At 55.5% G+C, this 23,692-nt stretch carries 14 protein-coding genes; 4 read left to right on the forward strand and 10 right to left on the reverse strand.

Translation table 11 applies throughout. The annotated features are described in order from the left end of the window. Positions 1–60: 60 nt before the first annotated feature. Complete coding sequence (gene glpD / locus ACJY2L_RS12835; RefSeq protein WP_439214148.1) at positions 61–1,569, forward strand: glycerol-3-phosphate dehydrogenase; 1,509 nt, start codon at positions 61–63, stop codon at positions 1,567–1,569. 112 nt (positions 1,570–1,681) lie between these two features. On the opposite strand, the gene glgP is transcribed toward glpD, so the two are convergent. The 6 genes from glgP to asd all read right to left on the reverse strand — a co-directional run bounded on the left by glgP (position 1,682) and on the right by asd (position 13,626). Then, positions 1,682–4,129, reverse strand: a complete 2,448-nt coding sequence (gene glgP, locus ACJY2L_RS12840) for a glycogen phosphorylase (protein WP_439214149.1) — start codon at positions 4,127–4,129, stop codon at positions 1,682–1,684. 22 nt (positions 4,130–4,151) lie between these two features. Then, positions 4,152–5,585 carry a glycogen synthase GlgA gene (gene glgA / locus ACJY2L_RS12845; protein ID WP_439214150.1) on the reverse strand — a complete coding sequence of 478 codons (1,434 nt, stop codon included), beginning with the start codon at positions 5,583–5,585 and terminating at the stop codon, positions 4,152–4,154. Positions 5,586–5,652: 67 nt separating this feature from the next. After that, positions 5,653–6,942, reverse strand: coding sequence for a glucose-1-phosphate adenylyltransferase (gene glgC, locus ACJY2L_RS12850; RefSeq protein WP_439214151.1), 1,290 nt, complete (start codon positions 6,940–6,942; stop codon positions 5,653–5,655). A 10-nt stretch (positions 6,943–6,952) separates the two neighbouring features. Beyond that, on the reverse strand, positions 6,953–8,938 hold the full coding sequence (gene glgX / locus ACJY2L_RS12855) for a glycogen debranching protein GlgX (protein ID WP_439214152.1): 1,986 nt from the start codon (positions 8,936–8,938) through the stop codon (positions 6,953–6,955). Continuing rightward, entirely contained in the window at positions 8,935–11,124 is a 2,190-nt protein-coding gene (gene glgB / locus ACJY2L_RS12860) for a 1,4-alpha-glucan branching enzyme (RefSeq protein WP_439214153.1), read from the reverse strand. The genes glgX and glgB overlap by 4 nt, the downstream gene beginning before the upstream one ends. Before the next feature lie 1,395 nt (positions 11,125–12,519). After that, positions 12,520–13,626, reverse strand: coding sequence for an aspartate-semialdehyde dehydrogenase (asd, locus tag ACJY2L_RS12865; protein WP_439214154.1), 1,107 nt, complete (start codon positions 13,624–13,626; stop codon positions 12,520–12,522). Positions 13,627–13,886: 260 nt separating this feature from the next. Here asd and ACJY2L_RS12870 point away from each other — a divergent pair, with 260 nt between their 5' ends. Further along, positions 13,887–14,480, forward strand: a complete 594-nt coding sequence (locus ACJY2L_RS12870) for a YhgN family NAAT transporter (RefSeq protein WP_439214155.1) — start codon at positions 13,887–13,889, stop codon at positions 14,478–14,480. A 35-nt stretch (positions 14,481–14,515) separates the two neighbouring features. On the opposite strand, the gene gntU is transcribed toward ACJY2L_RS12870, so the two are convergent. From gntU to ACJY2L_RS12890, 4 genes are all read right to left on the reverse strand, one after another. Beyond that, positions 14,516–15,856 carry a gluconate transporter gene (gntU, locus tag ACJY2L_RS12875; RefSeq protein ID WP_439214156.1) on the reverse strand — a complete coding sequence of 447 codons (1,341 nt, stop codon included), beginning with the start codon at positions 15,854–15,856 and terminating at the stop codon, positions 14,516–14,518. Beyond that, the gene (gene gntK / locus ACJY2L_RS12880; RefSeq protein WP_439214157.1) at positions 15,853–16,395 is read right to left on the reverse strand and encodes a gluconokinase; all 543 of its coding nucleotides are present in this window, start codon (positions 16,393–16,395) and stop codon (positions 15,853–15,855) included. Before gntK ends, gntU begins: the two co-directional genes overlap by 4 nt. 139 nt (positions 16,396–16,534) lie before the next feature. Further along, complete coding sequence (gntR, locus tag ACJY2L_RS12885; RefSeq protein WP_439214158.1) at positions 16,535–17,530, reverse strand: gluconate operon transcriptional repressor GntR; 996 nt, start codon at positions 17,528–17,530, stop codon at positions 16,535–16,537. Between the two features lie 13 nt (positions 17,531–17,543). Continuing rightward, positions 17,544–17,780: a hypothetical protein gene (locus ACJY2L_RS12890; protein ID WP_439214159.1), complete on the reverse strand. Its 237-nt coding sequence runs from the start codon at positions 17,778–17,780 to the stop codon at positions 17,544–17,546. A 143-nt stretch (positions 17,781–17,923) separates the two neighbouring features. Here ACJY2L_RS12890 and ACJY2L_RS12895 point away from each other — a divergent pair, with 143 nt between their 5' ends. Together ACJY2L_RS12895 and ACJY2L_RS12900 are read left to right on the forward strand one after the other, a co-directional pair. Then, positions 17,924–19,570 (forward strand): Ig-like domain-containing protein, encoded by a 1,647-nt coding sequence (locus ACJY2L_RS12895; protein ID WP_439214160.1) that lies wholly within the window; start codon positions 17,924–17,926, stop codon positions 19,568–19,570. Positions 19,571–19,875: 305 nt separating this feature from the next. Continuing rightward, on the forward strand, positions 19,876–23,550 hold the full coding sequence (locus tag ACJY2L_RS12900; protein ID WP_439351295.1) for an Ig-like domain-containing protein: 3,675 nt from the start codon (positions 19,876–19,878) through the stop codon (positions 23,548–23,550). Positions 23,551–23,692: the final 142 nt, after the last annotated feature.

Genomic DNA, 23,692 nt, shown 5'->3' on the forward strand with positions numbered 1-23,692 from the left:
ACTATTATAATGCTCGAAAACGAACATAAATGAACTATTCCGAACATCGGAGGAGATGACGTGGAAACCAAAGACCTGATCGTAATCGGCGGCGGCATCAACGGAGCCGGCATTGCAGCCGATGCTGCAGGACGCGGACTGTCTGTGCTGATGCTGGAAGCGCAGGATTTGGCCTGCGCAACCTCTTCCGCCAGTTCAAAACTTATCCACGGTGGCCTGCGCTACCTGGAACATTACGAATTCCGTCTGGTCAGCGAAGCACTGGCTGAACGTGAAGTGCTGCTGAAAATGGCGCCGCATATCGCTTTCCCCATGCGCTTCCGCTTGCCGCACCGTCCGCATCTGCGTCCGGCGTGGATGATCCGCGTTGGCCTGTTTATGTACGATCATCTTGGCAAACGTACCAGCCTGCCGGGCAGTAAGAGTTTGCGTTTTGGCGCGGATTCCGCCCTCAAGCCGGAGATCACGCGCGGTTTCGAATACTCTGACTGCTGGGTAGATGATGCTCGCCTCGTGGTGCTCAATGCGCAGGAAGTGGAAAAACGCGGTGGCGAAGTGCGCACCCGTACCCGTGTGACGCGCGCCTGGCGTGAAAATGACATTTGGGTGGTTGAAGCTGAAGAAGTGGATACCGGCAAAACCCTGACCTGGCGTGCAAAAGGTCTGGTCAACGCCGCTGGCCCATGGGTTAAGCAGCTGTTTGACGACGGCCTGAAGCTGAAATCGCCTTATGGTATTCGCCTGATCAAAGGCAGCCATATCGTGGTGCCGCGCGTGCATACCGAAAAACAGGCTTATATCCTGCAGAACGAAGACAATCGCATTGTGTTTGTTATTCCGTGGATGGATGAGTTTTCCATTATCGGTACCACCGACGTGGAGTACAAAGGCGATCCGAAAAGCGTGCATATCGACGATAACGAGATCGATTATGTGCTGAACGTGTTTAACGCGCACTTCAAAAAAGATTTGTCGCGTAAAGATATCGTCTGGAGCTATTCCGGCGTTCGTCCGCTGTGTGACGACGAATCCGATTCGCCGCAGGCCATTACCCGCGATTACACGCTGGATGTGCGTGATGAAAACGGTAAAGCACCGCTGCTGTCGGTGTTTGGCGGTAAACTGACCACCTATCGTAAGCTGGCTGAGCATGCGATGGAGAAGATGTCCAAATACTATCCGGGCATCGGTGCAGCATGGACCAAAAACTGCGTGCTGCCAGGTGGTGATTTCTCTGGCACGCGTGAAGATTACGCGGCCGGTTTGCGTCGCCGTTATCCGTTCATTACTGAAAATATGGCGCGTCATTTTGCCCGCACCTACGGCAGCCGTACCGAAGTGATTCTGCAGAACGCCAGCTCGCTGGACGATCTGGGTGAGAACTTCGGCCACGACTTCTATGAAGCCGAACTGCGTTATCTGATGGAAAACGAGTGGGTTCGCGAACTGGATGATGCGATCTGGCGCCGTACCAAACAGGGTATGTGGCTGAATGAAGCGCAGCAGGCGCGCGTCAGCGAATGGCTGGCGGCGCATGTGAAGAAGCCGGCGCTCTCGCTGGCAAGCTAATCTTCGCTGCATAACAGAAAAGGGCCGATTTAATCGGCCCTTTTTTTACGTCTGAACTGTACCCATTTCTGCGCAATAAAAAGGCCGCCAGCGGCAGCCCTGTTTATATCAGTTACAGACGAACGGGCGAAATGCCCCAAATCTCATCGGCGTATTCCTGAATGGTACGGTCTGACGAAAAGTATCCCATATTGGCGATATTCAACGCGGCTCGACGCTGCCACTCTTCCGGATGACGATAAAGCTTATCAACTTCATCCTGCGTATCCACATAGCTGCGATAATCCGCCAGTAGCTGATAATGATCGCCAAAGTTCACCAGTGAATCAAACAGATTGCGATAGCGGCCAGGCTCCTGCGGACTAAAGACGCCGCTGGCAATCTGGGTCAACGCCTGACGCAGTTCCGGATCCTCATCGTAATATTTATGCGAGTCGTAACCGTTTTTACGCAGCGCTTCAACCTGTGGCGTGGTATTACCGAAGATGAAGATATTCTCTTCGCCAACGTGCTCCAGCATCTCAACGTTCGCGCCATCCAGCGTACCGATGGTTAGCGCGCCGTTCAGAGCAAACTTCATGTTACTGGTGCCCGAGGCTTCGGTACCGGCGAGGGAGATCTGTTCAGACAGATCGGCCGCCGGAATGATCATCTGTGCCAGGCTCACACCATAATTCGGAATGAACACCACCTTCAGCTTATTTTTGACCTGCGGATCGTTGTTGATCACGTTGGCCACATCGTTGATCAGATGAATGATCTGCTTGGCGACGTAATAGGCTGAAGCCGCTTTACCGGCGAAGATATTCACGCGCGGCACCCAGTCAGCATCGGGATCGTTTTTAATTCGGTTATAGCGCGTGATGACATGCAGCACGTTCATCAGCTGGCGTTTGTACTCATGGATGCGCTTGATCTGCACGTCAAACAGTGCTTGCGGATCCAGCACGATATCCATGTTTTTCGCGACCCAGCTTGCCAGACGCTTTTTGTTGGCCAGCTTGGCATCGGCAATTTTGGCGATAAACGCCGGGTAATCGATTTGCGGCTTGATCTCTTCCAGCTGACTGAGATCGGTACGCCAGTTGCGGCCAATCGCCTCATCCAGCACGTCAGACAACGCCGGATTCGCCAGCGCCAGCCAGCGACGCGGCGTAATGCCGTTGGTTTTGTTACAGAAACGGTTCGGGAACAGCGCGGCAAAATCGGCAAACAGCGACTGCACCATCAGGTTGGAGTGCAGTTCCGATACGCCATTGACTTTGTGGCTGACCACCACCGCCAGCCACGCCATACGCACCTGACGACCGTTGTTTTCATCAATGATCGATACGCGCGACTGCAACTCCCAGTTATCGGGATACTGCTCTTCGATAGTTTTGAGAAAGTAGTCGTTGATATCAAAAATAATTTGCAGATGACGCGGCAGGATCTTGCCGAGCATATCGACCGGCCAGGTTTCCAGCGCTTCGCTCATCAGCGTGTGGTTGGTATAAGAGAAGACCTGACAGGCGATGTCAAAGGCGTCATCCCAGGTAAACTTGTGCTCATCGATCAACAGTCGCATCACTTCCGGAATGGCCAGCACCGGGTGCGTGTCATTCAGGTGAATAGCAATTTTGTCGGCGAGGTTGTCCCAGGTTTTGTGCATCTCCCAGTGACGATGAAAAATATCCTGCACCGTGGCGGAGACGAGGAAATATTCCTGTCGCAACCGCAGTTCACGGCCAGAATAGGTTGAATCATCGGGATAGAGCACGCGTGACACGTTCTCAGAGTGGTTTTTGTCTTCTACCGCGGCAAAGTAATCGCCCTGGTTAAATTTCCCCAGGTTGATTTCGTTGCTGGCCTGCGCGCCCCACAGGCGTAGCGTGTTGGTGGCATCGGTATCAAAGCCTGGAATGATCTGATCGTAGGCCGTTGCCAACACTTCTTCCGTTTCCACCCAACGAATTTTGCTGCCTTCATGCTGAACGCGGCCGCCGAAACGCACTTTGTAGCGGGTGTTAAAACGCTGAAATTCCCAGGGATTACCATATTCCAGCCAGTAATCAGGCGATTCTGCCTGACGACCATCAATAATGTTCTGTTTGAACATGCCGTAATCGTAACGAATGCCATAACCACGTCCCGGCAAACCGAGCGTGGCCAGCGAATCGAGGAAACAGGCTGCCAGTCGACCTAAGCCGCCATTGCCTAACCCCGGATCGTTTTCCTCTTCCACCAGTTCATCCAGGCTGAGTCCCATCTCTTCCAGCGCATGGTGCAGGTCATCATAAATGCCCATGGCCAGCAGCGCGTTCGACAGGGTGCGTCCCATCAGAAATTCCATCGACAGGTAATAAACCTGACGCACATCCTGAGAAAGTTGGGCGCGATTGGAACGCAGCCAGCGTTCCACCATGCGATCGCGAACGGCCAGCAGCGAGGCGTTCAGCCACTCATGCTTATTGGCCATTGACGGATCTTTGCCGATAGTAAACATCAGCTTGTAAGCAATAGAGTGCTTCAAAGCTTCAACCGTTAACGTCGGTGCAGCGTAGATGAAAGGTGCATTCATTTGAGTAATCCCCGTACTGGTTTTACATCAAGCGTTGATAGAGTTCGCGATAAGATTGCGCCGCCACCTGCCAGCTAAAATCCATTCCCATCGCCTGGCGCTGTACATACCGCCACAACGAGGGACGCGACCACAACACAAAGGCACGGCGGATCGCGCGGAGCAGCGACCAGGCGTTACTGTCTTCAAAGCAAAAGCCGCTGGCAATGCCATCGGCAAGGTTTTCCAGCGAGCTGTCATTTACCGTATCGGCCAGGCCGCCGGTGCGCCGAACCAATGGCAAGGTGCCATATTTCAGCGCATAGAGCTGCGTTAACCCACAAGGTTCAAAACGACTTGGCACCATGATCACATCGGCACCGCCCATAATGCGATGAGAGAAGGCTTCGTGATAGCCAATCTGCACCCCAACCTGGCCCGGATGTTCGGCTGCGGCCGCAAGGAATCCTTGCTGCAATTCAGCATCGCCGGCACCCAGCAGCACCAGCTGACCACCCTGCGCCAGCAGACCCGGCAGCGCTTCGAGCACCAGATCGAGCCCTTTTTGCCGTGTCAGACGACTCACCACCGAAAACACCGGCGCTTTATCATCGACCTTCAGCCCCATTGCAATCTGCAGCTGACGCTTGTTCTCGGCTTTGGCATCCAGCGTGTCGCGGTTATAGCGCGCGCTGAGCAGCAAATCCTGCGCCGGATCCCAAATCTCAGGATCCACGCCGTTAAGAATGCCGCTCAGACGGCCTTCCTGCAGGCGCTGCGCCAGAAGCGCTTCCATACCGTTGCCAAATTCTGGCAGGGTAATTTCATGCGCATAGGTCGGGCTGACCGCGGTAACGTGATCGGCGTAAAACAGACCCGCTTTCAGATAGGAGATCTGGCCGTGAAACTCCAGTCCATGCATATTGAAGAAGGACCAGGGTAGCTGGATCTCATCCATATGCTGGGCATAAAACTGTCCCTGATAGGCGAGGTTATGCACGGTGAACACCGACTTAGCAGGACGTCCACGCGCTTCCAGATAGGCACAGGTTAAACCGGCATGCCAGTCATGTGCATGCACGATATCGGGCCGCCAGTGTGAATCAAGGCCGCAGGCCATTTCACACCCTACCCAGCCGAGCAGCGCAAAGCGCAGATAGTTATCGGTATAGGCAAACTGGTTTTCATCGTGATACGGGCTGCCCGGACGATCGTACAGTCCACCTGCCTCGATCATGTAGATGCCGACGCCGTTAAAATAGCCAAAATGCAAACGAACCAAGCCGGCGAAAGTCTCTACCTCAGCCACGAGCTTCGCGTCGGGTATGCCTCTACGCACAGCTGGAAAACCCGGAATCAGTACGCGTGTATCCGTACCATCAGCAATCTGTGCTGCCGGTAATGCCCCCACTACATCAGCTAACCCGCCGGTCTTTAACAGCGGGAACAGCTCTGAACAGACATGTAAAACCTGCATTCTCCGCCCCTATAACTGGATCGAACGCGCTCCGCGCGCCGACAATAGTAATTCCTGGCCCTACCGATTACTGCCCCGTGGCCAATTTAGCCAACATAGCGCGCGTAACCAGTACGATCCCCTCTTCTGATCGATGGAACCGACGACTGTCTTCGTCAGGATTTTCGCCAATCACCGTGCCCTCTGGAATAACGCAGGCACGATCAATCACACAGCGGCGCAGCCGACAGGAGCGTCCAACATTGACGTCTGGCAGCAGCACTGATGAATCGATATTACAAAATGAATTTATCCGCACGCGGGAGAACAGCACAGAATTAACCACCACCGAACCGGAGATGATGCAGCCGCCCGACACCAGTGAATTCATGGTCATGCCGTGGCTGCCTGAGCGATCCTGCACAAATTTCGCCGGCGGCGAGGGTTCCATATGGGTACGGATCGGCCAGCTGTGATCGTACATATCCAGCTCGGGTTGCACCGAGGCGAGATCGAGATTGGCACGCCAGTAAGCTTCGAGGGTGCCGACATCGCGCCAGTAAGGCGGCGCGCTCTGATCGTTCTGCACGCACGACAGGCTAAAGGAGTGCGCATACGCCTCTCCGCTGCCAACGATTTTTGGCAGTAGATCTTTGCCAAAATCGTGGTTTGATTCGGTCATCAGCAGATCGTCTTCCAGCAGCTGAAAGAGATAATCGGCGTCAAACACATAGATGCCCATGCTCGCCAGCGCCTTGCTGTCGTCGCCCGGCATAGTAGGGGGATGCGGCGGTTTTTCCACAAAATCGATGACTTTGTTATCGGCATCAACCGCCATCACGCCAAATGCGGTGGCTTCATGCAGTGGCACTGGCAGGCAGGCGATAGTGCACTTTGCCTTGTTGGCAACGTGATCCAGCAGCATGCGCGAATAGTCCATCTTATAGATGTGATCGCCAGCCAGAATCACCACGTAACGTGCATTGTAGCGGCGGATGATATCAAGGTTCTGCGATACCGCATCGGCCGTGCCGCGGTACCAGCTGTCGGTTGATGAGCGCTGTTGCGCAGGCAGCAAATCGACAAACTCGTTCATCTCTTCATTCAGCAGTGACCAGCCGCGCTGAATATGCTGCACCAGCGTATGCGACTGATACTGCGTGATCACGCCGATGCGCCGAATGCCTGAGTTCAGGCAGTTCGATAGTGCAAAGTCGATGATGCGGAACTTACCGCCGAAATGCACCGCGGGCTTGGCGCGTTTGGCAGTGAGATCTTTTAACCGCGTGCCGCGACCGCCCGCCAGAATCAACGCCACGGTTTGTGCTGGCAACTGCCTGGCCAACATCAGGTGATCCGCTTCCTCTATCTTGACCATGTCTGACTCCTTACCCCTGCTTCAGGAACACGCACACGCCGTGCGCGGGTCCATGCCAGGCGGTTGACAGGATCGGGTTATTATCCCCGGCAAAAGGAGGAATGGCATGCCATTCTCCGTTGGGTAATGTCATTGTTGCCACATCTTGCGTGGCGTTTATTGTGATCAGCCAGCGGCCAGAAAGCAGGATCTGCATGCGATGCAGCCCCTGCGTCCACTCCTCACTCGTCAGTGGCTGGCCACCAGCATTGAGCCACTGCACATTCCCATCGCCTTCCTGCCACCAGCTATCGGCGGTGAGCGCCGGTATCTGGCGCCGCAGATGAATCAGCGCTGCGGTGAAGTCATATAATCCCTGGTCAAACTGCGGCCAGTTAAGCCAGGTGAGTTCGTTGTCCTGGCAGTACGCATTGTTATTGCCGTGCTGTGTCTGGCCCATTTCGTCACCGGCCAGCAGCATCGGCGTGCCCTGTGCCAGCAACAGCGTGGTCAGCAGCGCATGGACGCTGTGACGACGACGCTGCTGTACGTCCGGTGAGGCCGAAAGGCCTTCAACGCCGTGATTGTTACTGTGATTTTCGCTGCTGCCGTCGCGGTTATCTTCGGCATTGGCCTCGTTATGCTTACGCTCAAAGCTCACCACGTCGCGCAGGGTAAAGCCGTCATGCGCGGTGATCAGGTTGATCGACGCAGAGGGCGGTCGCCCACTCTGTGCAAACACATCGCTGGAACCCGCAAAGCGACGGGCAAACTCACCGTTGCTCAGCGCGCCATGCAGCCAGAAACGGCGATTGACGTCGCGGAAATGATCGTTCCACTCGGCAAAAGGTGCCGGAAAGTTTCCGACCTGATAGCCGCCGGGGCCAATATCCCATGGCTCAGCGATCAGCTTCACCGCCGACAAAATCGGGCAGGCTTTCATTTCATTGAAAAATTCAGCCGCAATGTCGTAGTCAGGCGTGCGGCCCAGCACCGTTGCCAGGTCAAAACGGAAGCCGTCAACGTGGCAGTTTTGTACCCAGCAGCGCAGACAATCCAGCGCCCAGGCGCGCACCTGAGGATGACTGAGATTGACCGTGTTGCCACAACCGGTCCAGTTAGGATAGTGACCCGATTCATCCAGCCAGTAATAGCTGGCGTTATCGACACCGCGCAGGTTGATGGTAGGGCCAATCTCTTCCAGCTCGGCGGTGTGGTTAAACACCACATCCAGCACCACTTCGATGCCCGCCGCATGCAGCGCTTTTACCGCCTGCTGAAATTCCTGCAGTGCGCTGACGCCGGGCTCGCCCGAGGCGTAACGCGGATCTACCGCCCAGAGGGCAAACGGGTTGTAGCCCCAATAGTTGGTTAACCCGGCGCGCAGCAGGCGCGGCTCATGAGCAAACTGCGCCACCGGCAGCAGCTCCAGCGTGGTGATTCCCAGCGCCCGCAGATAATCGATCATCGCCGGATGCCCCAGCGCCGCATAGGTGCCGCGTAACGCTTCCGGTATGGCCGGATGGCGTTTGGTCAGGCCGCGCACATGCGCTTCATAAATAATGGTTTCGCCCCACGGCACGCGCGGCGCAACATCATCCTGCCAGTCAAAATCGTCGGCAACCACCACGCTTTTTGGCGCGATGTCACCGTTGTCAGCCAGATCGATCTCCCACTCGCCGCCCTGAAAACGCACATCATCAGGCACGTCACCGTCAACTTCACGGGCGCAGGGATCGACCAGTAGCCTGGCTGCGTTAAAGCGATGGCCACGCTGTGGCTGCCAGGGGCCATGCACACGGTATCCGTAGCGCTGGCCCGGTTTCAGGGCGGGCAAATAGCCATGCCAGATATCGCCGCTGCGCGCGGGAAGATCGACACGGCTTTCCGTGCCCTGTTTATCGAACAGGCAGAGCTCCACGCGCTGCGCATGCTGCGAAAACAGGGTGAAATTAACCCCTTTGCCATCGTAAGTTGCCCCTAATGGCGCAGGCTTACCGCCCTGAATGCGGCTCATTCGGCGTCCTCACGCACCAGCCAGATGGTCGCCAGCGGTGGCAACGTCAGGCTCAGCGAATGGTCGCGCTTATGGCTGGCGATCGGCTCGCTCTGCACCAGGGTGCCGTTTTGGGTATTGCTGCCGTGATAGTGGCCGCTGTCGGTGTTCAATACTTCGCGCCAGCCGCCCGGCAGATTAATACCAAAGCGATAGTTTTCACGCGTAACCGGCGTGAAGTTGCTGGCAACGATCATCTCGTTGCCTTCGTTGTCGCGACGCACAAAGACAAATACTGAGTTATCAAAGTCATCCACCACCAGCCATTCAAAGCCCTGCGGATCGAAATCCAGCTGATGCATGGCGGGAAAATGACGATAGGTGTGGTTGAGATCGCGTACCAGACGCTGTACGCCGTTGTGCCAGTTGTCTTCGCCTTCCAGCAGGTGCCAGTCGAGGCTGACGTCGTGGTTCCACTCTCTGCCCTGCGCAAACTCGTTGCCCATAAACAGCAGCTTCTTGCCCGGGAAGCCCCACATCCAGCCGTAATAGGCACGCAGGTTGGCAAACTTCTGCCATGCGTCGCCCGGCATGCGATCCAGAATCGATTTTTTGCCATGTACCACTTCGTCATGCGACAGCGGCAGGACAAAGTTTTCGTCATAGTGATAGAGCATGCCGAAGGTCATCAGGTTGTGATGATGGCGACGATAGATGGGATCCTGCTTCATGTAATCCAGCGTGTCGTGCATCCAGCCGAGGTTCCATTTGTACTGAAAACCCAGACCGCCACCTTCAGAAGGTCGGGTCACGCCAGGATAGTCGGTAGACTCTTCCGCCACGGTGATACTGCCGTCAGCTTCCTCACCGAGCACGCGGTTGGTATAGCGCAGGAAGGAGATCGCCTCGAGATTTTCACGGCCGCCAAACTCGTTCGGGATCCACTCGCCCGCTTTACGGCTATAGTCGCGGTAGATCATGGAGGCCACGGCATCAACGCGCAAACCATCGATACCAAAGCGTTCCATCCAGTAGAGCGCGTTGCCCGCGAGGAAGTTGCTGACTTCGCGGCGGCCAAAGTTATAAATCAGGGTGTTCCAGTCCTGATGGTAGCCTTCGCGCGGGTCATGGTGCTCATAAAGCTCCGATCCGTCGAATTTTGCGAGGCCGAAGTCATCGGAAGGAAAGTGTCCTGGCACCCAATCCAGCAGCACATTCAGACCGGCATTGTGCGCTGCGGTAATGAACTGGCGGAACTCATCGCGCGTGCCGAAACGACGCGTCGGCGCGTAGAGGCCGAGCGGCTGATAACCCCAGCTGCCATCAAACGGGTGTTCGCTGATCGGCAGCAGTTCCAGATGGGTAAAGCCCATTTCCACCGCGTAAGGGATCAGCTGCTCTTCCAGCTCTTTGTAGCTTAGCCAGAAGTTGTCGTCGGTATGGCGACGCCAGGATCCAAGATGTACTTCGTAAATGGAGATAGGTTTATCAAAACCGTTAGCCTGCTTACGATCCTCGGCCATTTCCACTTTTTCCGGCAGACCGCAGATCATGGAGGCGGTTTGCGGACGCATCTGTGCTTCAAACGCATAAGGATCGGCTTTCAGCCTGAGCTGGCCGTGCGCATCAATAATTTCATATTTGTAGAGCTGGCCATTCATTGCGCCGGGAACAAACAGTTCCCACATGCCGTTTTCGCGGCGAAAGCGCATCGGATGACGGCGGCCATCCCAAAAGTTGAACTCACCGACCACGGACACGCGCTGCGCATTAGGCGCCCACAAGATAAACCGCGTTCCGGTCACGCCATCAATCACGGCGCTGTGCGCGCCCATGGTTTCATACGGGCGCAGGTGCGTACCTTCCGCCAGCAGCCAGGTCTCCATATCTTGCAGGAGCGGCCCAAAGCGGTAGGCATCGTCGATCAAATTTTGCTGGCCGTGCCAGGTGACCGCCAGCTGATAGCGAAAGGGATTTTTACGGCGCGGGACAACGGCGCTAAAAAACCCGCGCGGATCGATACAGGTTAGCTGGGCACATTTACGCCCGGTTTTCGTCTCAATTACCCACACTTCTGATGCATCAGGCAACAGTGCGCGAACTTCAAGTCCAGCTTCGGTCTGGTGCATTCCCAGCAGGGCAAATGGATCGGCGTAATGGCCCGAAATAAGGGCATTGATCGTCTGACGATCGACAAGCTCTGACATGACTTTCTTCCTGTGATAGTTGGCAGATGATATGAAAAAAGGCGTGATTCACTCAGCCGTTATCACATGCTCTGCTCTTCATTGAGCTGGTGGCACGCGCGCAGGGAAGCCAACCTTCCTCTGGTAAAAACCCAATGCCGCGTACAACAACATTCAGTTCGGAAAGCAAAAACAGTCAAAATTCCGTTATTCAGGGTTAAGCATAGTTCGACCTTCGCCGATCCCTGTATTGAATAGAAAAATTATTTTTCTGGATGTCTAAAAAGACGAAGTTGATCACTCGACGAACACTTTTTATGCAGGTAAAAGCGCGTTCATCACCGTGCGTGTGCCTCCAGCCAGGGGACGCTATCAACCTAGCGATATTATCGCGCTCCGGTCAAGAGGGAGTTGCCTGGCGGCGCGGCCATTAAGACCAGGGATTAGTGAAGCCTTGTGCCGGCTGGGCAGCCTTAAGCAGGCGGCTTGAGGGCGTTTTTGCCTTGCAGGCGGGCTTTTAGGGTCAACGTCTTTAAGGTCAACGTCTTTAAGGTCAACAGCCATTTCGTACAGGCTAAAGCCTGCCCGAGCAGGGGCGGCATGCGCCCCGCCCCTGCACCCCGGCTATCCGGCAAACACAACCGCCCGCCACAGGCGGGTTCCCTCAGCAAAAGCATTTTCCTGACGGACCGGACGCGATTCGCTCCCAGCTCAACGCGCCCTCTCGCCGCATCCCTGCAGCTCGCCCTGGAAAATGCTTTTCCCTCGGCGGTGGTGATGCCTCTTAAAGGTCAAAACCCAGGTCAAAACAAAAAACTTAAGTTCTGAAGACAAAATCAAACCCCTCAACCTTTCTGGTTTTAAGTTTCTAAATATTGGCTTTTAGCTTTTAGCTTCTGGTTTTTGGCTTTTTGGCTTTTTGGCTTTTTGGCTTTTAGCTTCTGGTTTTTGGCTTTTTGGCTTTTAGCTTCTGGTTTTTAGCTTTTTGGCTTTTAGCTTCTGGTTTTTAGCTTTTAGCTTTTTGGCTTTTTGGCTTTTGGTTTGGGTGTTGACCTTGAGGAGGCATCGCAAACGCTGAGGAGATGAACATTTTAGGATGTCCCGCCATGGATGGCGGGACAAGGGAGCGTTGAGCGGGGAGCGAATCGCGAGCGGTCCGTGAAGAAATGTGAACCGACGAAGGGACCCGCGCAGCGGGCGGTTGTGTTTGCCGGATAGCGCGGGTGCAGGGCCGGGGCGACTGCCGGCCCTGCTCGGGCTGCCTTCAGGCAGAACGAAATCGCCTTTGACTTTGACTTTGACCTTGACCTGGCCCTGCTCGGGCAGGCTTTAGCCTGTACGAAATGGCCTTCGACCTGGCCTTTAAACAGCCAGCCTGCAAGGCAAGCCACCCGCTTTCGGGCAACACTCCCCGCTTTAGGCCAGCAGGCGCAGCATCCGGCGTAATGGCTCGGCCGCGCCCCACAGCAGCTGATCGCCGACCGTAAATGCTGACAGGTACTCTGGTCCCATATTCAGCTTACGCAGGCGACCTACCGGCGTTGCGAGCGTGCCGGTCACCGCGGCAGGTGTCAGTTCACGCATGGTGATCTCGCGATCGTTTGGCACGACTTTTACCCACTGGTTATGCGTGGCCAGCATCTGCTCGATCTCGGCCAGCGGCACATCTTTTTTCAGCTTTAGGGTAAACGCCTGACTGTGGCAGCGCAGCGCGCCGACGCGTACGCACAGACCATCTACCGGAATCACCTGCGACGTACCGAGAATCTTGTTGGTTTCTGCCTGGCCTTTCCACTCTTCGCGGCTCTGGCCGTTATCCAGCTGCTTGTCGATCCACGGGATCAGACTGCCTGCCAGCGGCACGCCAAAGTTGTCGACCGGCAAATCACCGGAACGGCTCAGCTCGGTGACCTTGCGTTCGATATCCAGAATGGCCGAGGCCGGGTTTTGCAGCAGATCGCCCACGTGACCATGCAGCTGCCCCATCTGGTTCAGCAGTTCCCGCATATGACGCGCGCCGCCGCCGGAAGCGGCCTGATAGGTGGCTACCGACGCCCACTCCACCAGATCCTGTGCGAACAGGCCGCCCAGCGACATCAGCATCAGGCTCACGGTACAGTTGCCGCCGGCAAAGGTTTTAATGCCCTGATCCAGACCCTGCTGAATCACATGCTGGTTGACCGGATCGAGGATAATGATCGCATCGTCCTGCATGCGCAGCGAAGAGGCAGCATCAATCCAGTAGCCCTGCCAACCGCTGGCACGCAGGCGCGGATAAACATCGTTGGTATAATCGCCGCCCTGGCAGGTGATAATAATATCCAGCGCACGCAGCGCCTCAATATCAAAGGCATCCTGCAGCGTTCCGGTTGATTGACCGCCGATCTGCGGTGCGGCTTCTCCGTGCTGTGAGGTGGAGAAAAAAACCGGGCGAATGACATCAAAATCACGCTCTTCAGTCATACGCTGCATCAATACTGAGCCGACCATACCGCGCCAGCCGATTAAGCCTACAGATTTCATTTATTGCCTCTTTAGCGGACGAAACACCAGCTGAGACCCTCAGCTGGACAGGCGAACATTAACCGAAATTCAGGCTGAAAACAGAGCTGAAAGGGGCTGGGGCAAAAAGCCGCGCCTTATTTCGGGATAGACGATTTACTAATGGGTATCAACTCTACAAAATGCTGCACTTCTGGCAAGTGAATTAATTCGATAGCGCTACGATTTTCAGCAGTACCGCTAATAACCGCCTGAGCGGACAATCACGCAGAGTAATACAAATGACTGAAATGATTTCGGCAACCATATTATTATTGTTAATCATGGATCCGCTGGGCAATCTGCCGATATTTATGTCGGTGCTCAAGCATCTCGAACCTAAAAGACGGCGCGTGGTGCTGATTCGCGAAATGTTGATCGCGCTGGCTCTGATGCTGCTGTTTCTGTTTGCCGGTGAAAAAATTCTGACCTTCCTTAATCTGCGCACCGAAACGGTGTCGATTTCCGGCGGCATCATTCTTTTTCTGATCGCCATCAAAATGATTTTCCCTTCGCATGAAAGCAACGCCAGCGGCCTGCCGGTAGGTGAAGAGCCGTTTCTGGTGCCGCTGGCGATTCCGTTAGTGGCCGGGCCGTCGCTGCTGGCCACGCTGATGCTGCTGTCGCATCAATATCCCAACCAGATGTCTTATCTGGTGCTGGCGCTGCTGTTTGCCTGGGGAATTACGGTGGCGGTGCTGCTGATGTCGGGGCTGTTTATTCGCCTGCTGGGCGAGAAAGGCGTCAACGCGCTGGAGCGTTTGATGGGCTTGATTTTGATTATGCTGGCGACGCAAATGTTTCTGGATGGCATTCGCGCCTACATGAAGTGGTAAAACGGCGGGCGACTGAGCGTCGCCCGCGCGTGATGTCAGGAGAGCAGCGTAAAGGCGATCATGCCGATAATGGCACCGACCGTGCCCAGAATGGTCTCCATCAGGGTCCAGGTTTTTAACGTTTCGCCTTCGGTGGCGCCGGTAAATCGGCCAAACAGCCAAAAACCGGCGTCGTTAACGTGGCTTAATACAATGGAACCGCCGCCAATGCAGATCGACAGCGCCGCCATCTGCGCGCCGTTGTAGTGCAAAGGCTCAATCACCGGCATCACTAAACCCACTGCGGTCAGACAGGCGACCGTGGCCGATCCCTGAATGACCCTGACCGCCGCCGACAGAATAAAGCAGGCCAGCGCGATGGGTAAGCCCGCACCGGTCAGCGCATGGCCGAGCACCGGACCGACGCCCGAATCCACCAGCACCTGCTTGAACACACCGCCCGCACCGATCACCAGCAAAATAATGCCTGCCGGTTGCAGCGCGCTGCCGCAGATTTCCATCACCTTCTCTTTTTCCATGCCCTGACGCCCGGCCAGGCCATAAATCGCCACCAGACAGGCGAGCAGAATGGCAATAAACGGATGCCCAATAAACTCCAGCCACTGATAGAGCTGCGAGCCTTCTGGGGTAAAGCGCGCGCCGATGGTTTTCAGGCCCACCAGCACCAGCGGGAAAAGGATCAGCGCGATGCTGAAGCCAAACGACGGCAGCTTGCTTTCATGCACATCGGGCTGATGATCTTCCGGCGGTGAGCTGAAGGTCACGTGCCGCGCAATCAGGTTGCCGAACAGCGGACCGGCGATCAGCATGCCGGGAATAGCCGCGCAGAGGCCGAGCAAAATCATCCAGCCAAAATCAGCGTGCATCTGTGATGCCAGCAGCATCGGCGCCGGACCCGGCAGCAGAAAGGCCGCTGAGGCCGCCACACCAGCAAACAGCGGAATCACCAGCTTTACCAGATTATCATGGGTGCGGCGCGCCACGGCGAAGGCGATGCTGATCAACAGTACCACCGCGACCTCAAAAAACAGCGGCAGTGCGCAGATCAGCCCGGCGATACCCATGGCGTAATGCGCGCGATTCTCGCCAAAGGCTTTCAGCATGCGAATCGCAATCTGATCCACGGCACCGGTTTCGTGCAGGATTTTGCCAAACATCGCGCCCAGCGCGACCACAATCGCCAGAAAGCCGAGCGTACCACCCATGCCTTTTTGCATGGTTTCCGCTATCTGATCCAGCGGCATACCCGAGAACAGGCCTGCGCCCACTGAGACGATCATCAGCGCCACGAAGGCGTGCAGGCGGGCTTTCATTACCAGAAACAGCAACAGCAGTACCGAACCGGCAGCGGTTAAAATTAACGTTGCCGTGCTCATGCCTGACCTTTGGCGATGGCATCCTTGATCGCGGTCACCGTATCGATCACCACGTTTCCCACGGTCTGATTGATATCGATAATCACCACGTCTGGCTCATCCGCACCCGGCTCTTCCAGCGTGGCGAACTGCGTTACCAGCATCTGTGGCTTGAAGAAGTGGCCTTTACGCGCGCGCAGACGCGATTCGATGGTGTCGAAATCGCCTTTCATATACAGAAAGGTCAGGTTTTGGTTGCCGTGGCGCAGGATATCGCGATACCGCTTTTTCAACGCCGAGCAGACAATAATCGAAATCGGCTGAGTACGCTGCATGGCAAACGCCGCATCGTTTAACGCCTGTAGCCATGGCTGGCGATCTTCATCGTTCAGCGGATGGCCATCGGCCATTTTCATGATGTTGGCGCGCGGATGCAGGAAATCACCGTCAAGAAAGGCGGTGCTGAGTTGATGCGACACGTCACTGGCCACGACGGATTTGCCGCTGCCTGAAACGCCCATCAGGATAAAGACGTGATGCGGCGGTAGATATGTAGACATAGAGGTTTTCTCCGACGAAGGTTTTATGCAATGTTACCGATAACAATATGAACAGCATTGTCAGGAGGTGCGCAAAGCGTAGCAACCGTTCAGCGGTGAAAAGTACGAAAGTGTGAGCCAGCTCGTAAAACTGGCAAATTCAGATGCTGCCACCTTCAAGGATAGAAAAACCGATATCGCAGGGCGGCGATTGACTGACATCGCCCGCAATGCGCGCCAGCAACATGCTGGCCGCCTGCTCGCCCATCTGCTCACGCGGCGTGAGTACCGTGGCCAGACGCGGATTGACCACCTGACAAATATCGTGGCCATGGAAACCGGCAATCGCCATATCCTGCGGCACCTGTAATCCCAGCCGCTGACATTCAAACATGGCGCCGACCGCCAGATCGTCGTTGGTGCAGAACAGGCTGTCGGTTTCAGGATGGCGAGAGCGCGCTTCATGCAGCAACATTGCGCCAGCTGAGAATGATGAGGCCTCCTCCATCATCACGCTGTGCGGCGTCAACCCCGCTTCCCGCATCGCCTGCTCATAGCCCTGCTGCTTTTGCAGCGTGCGTTCATCCAGACGGGCGCCGAGATAAACCGTGTGCCGGTAGCCTTTGCGCAGAATCGCCTGCGTCATTTGTCGCGCCGCCTCAATATTGTTGAAGCCTACGGCCATATCCAGACATGGCGACAGGCTGTCCATCATCTCAATCACCGGAATACCGGCGGTCTCCAGCATGCGCAGGCTGCCTGGCGTATGGCTACGTTCGGTGAGAATCACGCCGTCAATATTCCAGCCCAGCAAGGAGCGCAGCTGCCGCTCCTCTTTTTCCGCGTTATAGCCAAAATGCGCCACCAGTGTCTGATAGCCCGCCGCATCGGTTACCGTTTCAATGCCGCGCAGCACGTCAGCAAACACCTGGTTGGTCAGCGACGGCAGCAGCACGCCGATAGCGCGGCTGGTGGCATTGGAGAGCATATCGGGCGCGCGATTGGGAATGTATCCCAGCTCGTCCAGTGCCGCAGCGATCTTATCGCGCAGCGCAACAGAGACCTGCTCAGGATTACGCAGATAGCGACTAACCGTCATTTTGGTGATGCCAACGCGATCGGCGACATCCTGCAATACAGGTCTTTTTTTCTTCATCGGAATCAGGCAGCTAAAGAAGTGATGCGCTGAGTCTATCAAAAAAGCGCGAGAACGCCTGTAAGAGAAGGTGGTTATCGACGGCAAATGTAGGGCAAAAAAAAGCCAGCGCAAGGCTGGCAAGAAATACTGGAAGCAATGTGAGCAATGTCGTGCTTTCACAGACGGCCAGCAGACCGGCTGAGAACGCAGAGCAATAATAATCATTATCATTCGCGTCTGTAAAGTTCTTTATGCGAATAGTTTTCATTTCGCGTTTACCATCACACGCGAATGTAATGAAGTGTCGTTTTATGCCGCTTCGGGACGCTTCTTAGCGCAACGTGTCAGCGTTATGAACAAGGATGTACACCAGACATATCATCACCTGATGTGCACCATAAGGAACATACCATGCAAAGAAACACATTTAATCGCCCGGGTAATCGCTTTGAGCAGATGGCCGTTGCGGCGCCGGTCATCAGTACCATTTATGAAAGCTCTGGCGCTCCGTTAAACCCGGTCGGCGACGGTCTGACCTCCACCGATTCCACGCCCATTTTCGAAGGCACCGCAGCACCGGGCAGCCTGGTTTCTATCTGGGCCAACGGCGTTAAAGTCGGTGAAGGTTATGCTAACCAGTTCGGTATCTTTAATTTTGAAATCACCACGCCGCTGCTTGCCGGGCCGCAGCTGATCTCCGCCCGCGCCGAACTAAACAATGAATTCAGCCCATCTTCACCACTACAAACGGTGATTTTCTGGGACAATAACGTTGATCCTGTGCCGCCGGTTGACCCGGTTGACCCGGTTGACCTGGTTGACCCGGTTGACCCAGTCGATCCGGTTAATCCCGTTGACCCCGCTCTGCCGCCCGCGCCTTTTATGGCGCCTGGCATTTCCAGCGTCACGGATAACGACGGCCCGCGCCGTGGTGATTTGCGCAACGGCCAAACCACTGATGACGCCACACCGCTGCTGCGCGGATATGCCGACAGCAATGCAATAGTCTACCTGTTCGATCAGGGCAAAGAGATCGGCTCCGTACAGGCAAATATTTTTGGCAACTGGAGCTATGAGCTCACCACGGCACTGAGTAATGGACAGCATACGCTGACCGTTGGCGTGATTGACAGCACCGGCACCCTGCGTATCAGCGACGCCAGCTTTACGCTATCTGTGGCGGCACCGGTTCCCGCTGCCATCACTGGCGCACTGAACGATGCGGGCGAAAACGTCGGCTCACAGACTGACGACAACCGTCCAACGCTGATCGGCACGGGCGCAGCAAACGGCACCGTGTTTATCCTGGATAATGGCCGTATGCTCGGCTCCGCTACCATCAATGAAAAAGGCGAATGGGCCTTTACACCCGATGCCGCGCTGACCACTGGCAATCATATCTTCTATATCGAGGTTGCCGGTCCGGATGGCAGCTTTAGCGGTGCACAAGCGCCGCTGGAACTGGATATTGTGAATACCGCCCCGCCGGTTGACCCTGTTGACCCAATCGACCCTGTTGACCCTGTTGACCCTGTTGACCCAATCGACCCAATCGACCCGGTTGACCCAATCGATCCGGCGCCTGCACTTTCCACGCCGGTGATTGAAGGCGTTTATGACAACCGCAATGGTGATGAAGTTCGCATTGAAAACGGCCTGACTAAAGATGTGACGCCACTGCTTAAAGGCAGCGCCGATCCTTTTGCAGTAGTCGGTATTTTCGATGCGGTTAATAATTTGGTTGCCCGCGCAGAAGCCAATGCGCAGGGTGAATGGTCAACGGAGCTACCGGGCCTGGGCGGCAATGTTTTTTATGCCCTTGCCATGGATCCTGAAAATTACAGCAATGTTAGCGAGCGCAGTGAGCCGGTCGAAATCGCCTTTGATTTCTCACGCGCTTTTACTCCGTACTCTACTGAAACGCTGCTGCAGGAAGGTAACGAGCTGCTGTTCCCGCAGGAAGAGCAGGCTGTTGCTGCTACCCAGCCAGCCGAGCCGGTGGCCTGGGCCAATACGGATTCTGTTCAGCAGGATCTGAATGAAACGGTAACCTGGTAATTCTCTACTTAATCCCTGTCGATGGGGTCATCCGCCAGCACCAATAACGGCTTCCCTGGCGGTTCTTCAGGGCCATGTTAAACATGGCCCTTTTTTATGCCGGCTGATTAATATCCCCTGTGCCCGTTGCATTGACCACAACATAACCCTCTGATTATCTATCTTATTTATTAAAACCGGCATTCACTGGCGCTGTAAACATTCGTCAGCGTTATGCCTTCAAGACGCTTCTCAGTTTTTTTTAAAACGCACAGGTTGACTATGTCTCCTTGCTTTAACACCAAAAAACTTTAATAGGGAAGCTTATGAACGACGTAAACAACATCACTCGCCGTGCAGGCACGATACGCAGCGCCGATATCGGTGCCGTATTGCCTGCCAGCCATACAGCAGCAGATGCCACTATCACAACGGTGCTTTCGGTCAGCATCAACCATGCGGCAGATGATCTTGGCCCGGAGACCGCTGATTTGCTGTCGGGTCAATACACTGACGATAGCCAGCCAACGCTGCACGGCTCAGGCACACCAAACGGCATCGTCAAAATCTATACGGAAAATGGCCTGTTGGGTTCCGTTCAGGTAAATGAAAAAGGCGAATGGAGCTTTACGCCGGAACGCGCGCTGTCACCTGGTGTGCATCGTTTTCGCCCAGAAATCAGCCATCAGGATGTAGAACAGCCGCTTAGCGGCCAATGGTTTGAACTGGGAATCACTGAGCCGGTGTTACTGACGCCGGAAATCATGGATGTGCGCGATAATGAAGGCGCCAGCAGTTGGCTCAAAAGCGGCGCAACCACTGATGATGCGACGCCAACCTTTACCGGCTATGTTGATGCGCCGGGCATGACCATTGTGGTACGTGACAACAACAACATCATCGGTTATATCGAGGTGGAAGAGTATGGTGACTGGATATATACGCCAGAGCCTGCGCTGGCAACCGGCAGCCATAGCCTGACCTTTGAAATTATCGACAGCCAGGGCAACGTGCACGCCAGCGAGCCTTTTGTCCTGCACATTGCGCCATCAGCTATCGCTAAAATTCTCTACGCCGATGACAATGTAGGCAGCGTCACCGACAGCTTATTTTCCGGCGCACGTACCGATGACACCACGCCAACGTTGCATGGCACCGGCACGCCAGACACCATCATTCATATTTATTACCGCGGCACGAATTACCTTGGCTCGGCGAAAACCAACGCCAATGGCGAGTGGAGCTTCACGACCCCTGAGTTTTCAGAAGGAAGATATAGCTTTACCGCGCGCGAAGTCGGTGCCAATGGTCAGTTGCAGCCAGCAGGCCCAGGATTCACTCTGGATATTACGCCGCCGGTTCCCTACACCGCACCCACCATCAGCAACATTTACGATGACGTCGGCGTTCCTAAATCTCTGAGCAACAACAGTATCACCGATGACGCCACGCCGCGCTTTACCGGTCGTGGTATGCCGAACAGCATCATCGAAGTGCGCGACAACGATCAGAAAATCGCCGACGTACAGGTCGATCGCTTTGGTAACTGGAGCTGGACGCCGAACCCGGCGCTGCAGCCAGGCAACCACAGCTTCAACTTTGTCACCCTTGGTGAAAACGGCGACGAATATGCCAGCCAGGATACCAACCTGCAGATCATTACCCAGATTCCAGGCCGCATTATTTCTGCCGACGACAACGTGGGCGCGGTGACCGGTTCGCTGAGCCATGGCGCGCGCACCGATGACACTACGCCGACGTTAAAAGGCGTGGGTACACCGGGTGGCACGGTGATGATTTACACTGGCCGCTATACGCTGGGCTCAGTGAAGATCAATGAAAACGGCGAGTGGAGCTTCACGCCGCCGGGTGCGTTAGGCGCCGGTACGCACAGCTTCCAGGCGGTGGTTACCGGCCCGGATGGCACTACATTGCCTGCCAGCCCGCCATTTGTACTGGTGATTGCGCCGCCGTTAAGCTACACCGCGCCGACGGTTTCAACCATTTATGATGATGTTGGCGCTCACAAATATCTGAACAATAACAGTATCACCGATGACGCCACGCCGCGCTTTACCGGCCGTGGTATGCCAAACAGCATCATCGAAGTGCGCGACAACGGTCAGAAGATCGCCGATGTACAGGTCGATCGCAATGGCAACTGGACGTGGACGCCGAACCCGGCGCTGCAGCCAGGCAACCACAGCTTCAACTTTGTCACCCTTGGTGAAAACGGCGACGAATATGCCAGCCAGGATACCAACCTGCAGATCATTACCCAGATTCCAGGCCGCATTATTTCTGCCGACGACAACGTGGGCGCGGTGACCGGTTCGCTGAGCCATGGCGCGCGCACCGATGACACCACGCCAGCGTTAAAAGGCGTAGGTACACCGGGCGGTACGGTGATGATTTACACTGGCCGCTACACGCTGGGTTCAGTGAAGATCAATGAGAACGGCGAGTGGAGCTTCACGCCGTCGGGTGCGTTAGGCGCCGGTACGCACAGCTTCCAGGCGGTGGTAACCGGCCCGGATGGCACCACGTTACCTGCCAGCCCGCCATTCGTGCTGACCATTGTGCCGCCAATGACCTACACAGCCCCTACGCTGACCAACGTTTATGATGACGCTGGCATACAGGGTTATCTGAGTAATGGCAGCATTACTGACGACATGACGCCACGTTTCTCTGGTCGCGGTATGCCAAACAGCATCATCGAAGTGCGCGACAACGATCAGAAAATCGCCGACGTTCAGGTTGACCGTAATGGCAACTGGAGCTGGACGCCGAACGCGGCGCTACAGCCTGGTAACCATAGCTTCAACTTTGTCACGATTGGTGATAATGGCCAGGCGTTCAGCAGCCCGGACTTCAACCTACAGATAAGCAACCAGCTTCCGGGCCGCATTATTTCTGCCGACGATAACGTTGGCGCGGTGACCGACACATTGAGCAGCGGTGCCCGCACCGATGATTCAACCCCAACGCTGCAGGGTCTCGGCACGCCAGGCGGCATCGTTATGATTTATGATGCGCGCCAGCTTTTAGGCTCGACAACCATTAACGCAAACGGCGAGTGGAGTTTCACGCCGCACGCCCCATTATCCACCGGCTTTCATAGCTTTACCGCCCAGGTCACCAACCCGGATGGTTATAAACATCAGCCAGGCGCACCTTTTGACCTGACTATTGCTGCGCCAGTGCCGTTCCAGGCGCCGGTTATTGACAGCATTTATGATGGTGAAGGCCGTCGGGGCTTGGTTGCACCAGGCGGAACCAGCGACGATACCACGCCGACGGTGAGTGGACAGGGTGCACCAGGCAGCATGGTCATCATCCGCGATCTCGCTACCGGCACAGAGGTTACCGTACAGGTAGATGCTGAAGGCGCCTGGTCATGGACGCCGGTTGCTTCACTGAGTGAAGGTCAGCATACCTTTATCGCGATCGGCGTCGATGAAAATGGTCAGGAGCACGGCAATCAAGGGGCCGCGTACGCGGTCAATATTGTCTATCCTACTGATAATGTTATCACCGCGGCGACTGATGATGTGGGCATCAATGAAACCCTGCAGGCCGGTGCGCAAACCGACGATAACCGACCAACGCTGCATGGCTTTGGCTTACCGTATGGCGATATCTGGATCTACGATAATGGGCGCCTGCTGGGCACCGCCATCATCAGCCGCGACGGCAAATGGAGCTTTACGCCGGAGCAGCCGCTGGCAGAAGGCGTCCATCATTTCAGCGCGATGTCCACTGATGTCTCTTCCGGCGCCAGAACACCATCCAGCCCAACGTTTGAGCTGGAGATCGTGCCGGTGGTGGCTCCTGAGAATACAGGTAATCTGCGTTCACTGCTGCAGCATGCGGATGCTCCGCTGTTTGCAGAGCAGGAGCCTGAAATCAGCCTGACGCAGCCAGCGCAGCCAACCGCCTTTGTGCCTGCTTCGACGTCGCAGATCGAAGAGTGGGAGACGGTGCTTAACCACGGCTGATTTACGCCGTGACCGCAGTTTTCGGCACATCAGGTGCCGAATGATCTACCAGGAGCCATGACAATCATGGCTCCTTTTTATTGCCTGTTGTTGATAACCTTTCAACCACCAAATTGTTTACTCATTGTTTTTAAATATATTT

Origin of the sequence: Duffyella sp. Ts4 (genome assembly GCF_051851875.1) — a bacterium.
In the GTDB taxonomy this organism is placed as follows: Bacteria; Pseudomonadota; Gammaproteobacteria; order Enterobacterales; family Enterobacteriaceae; genus Duffyella; species Duffyella gerundensis.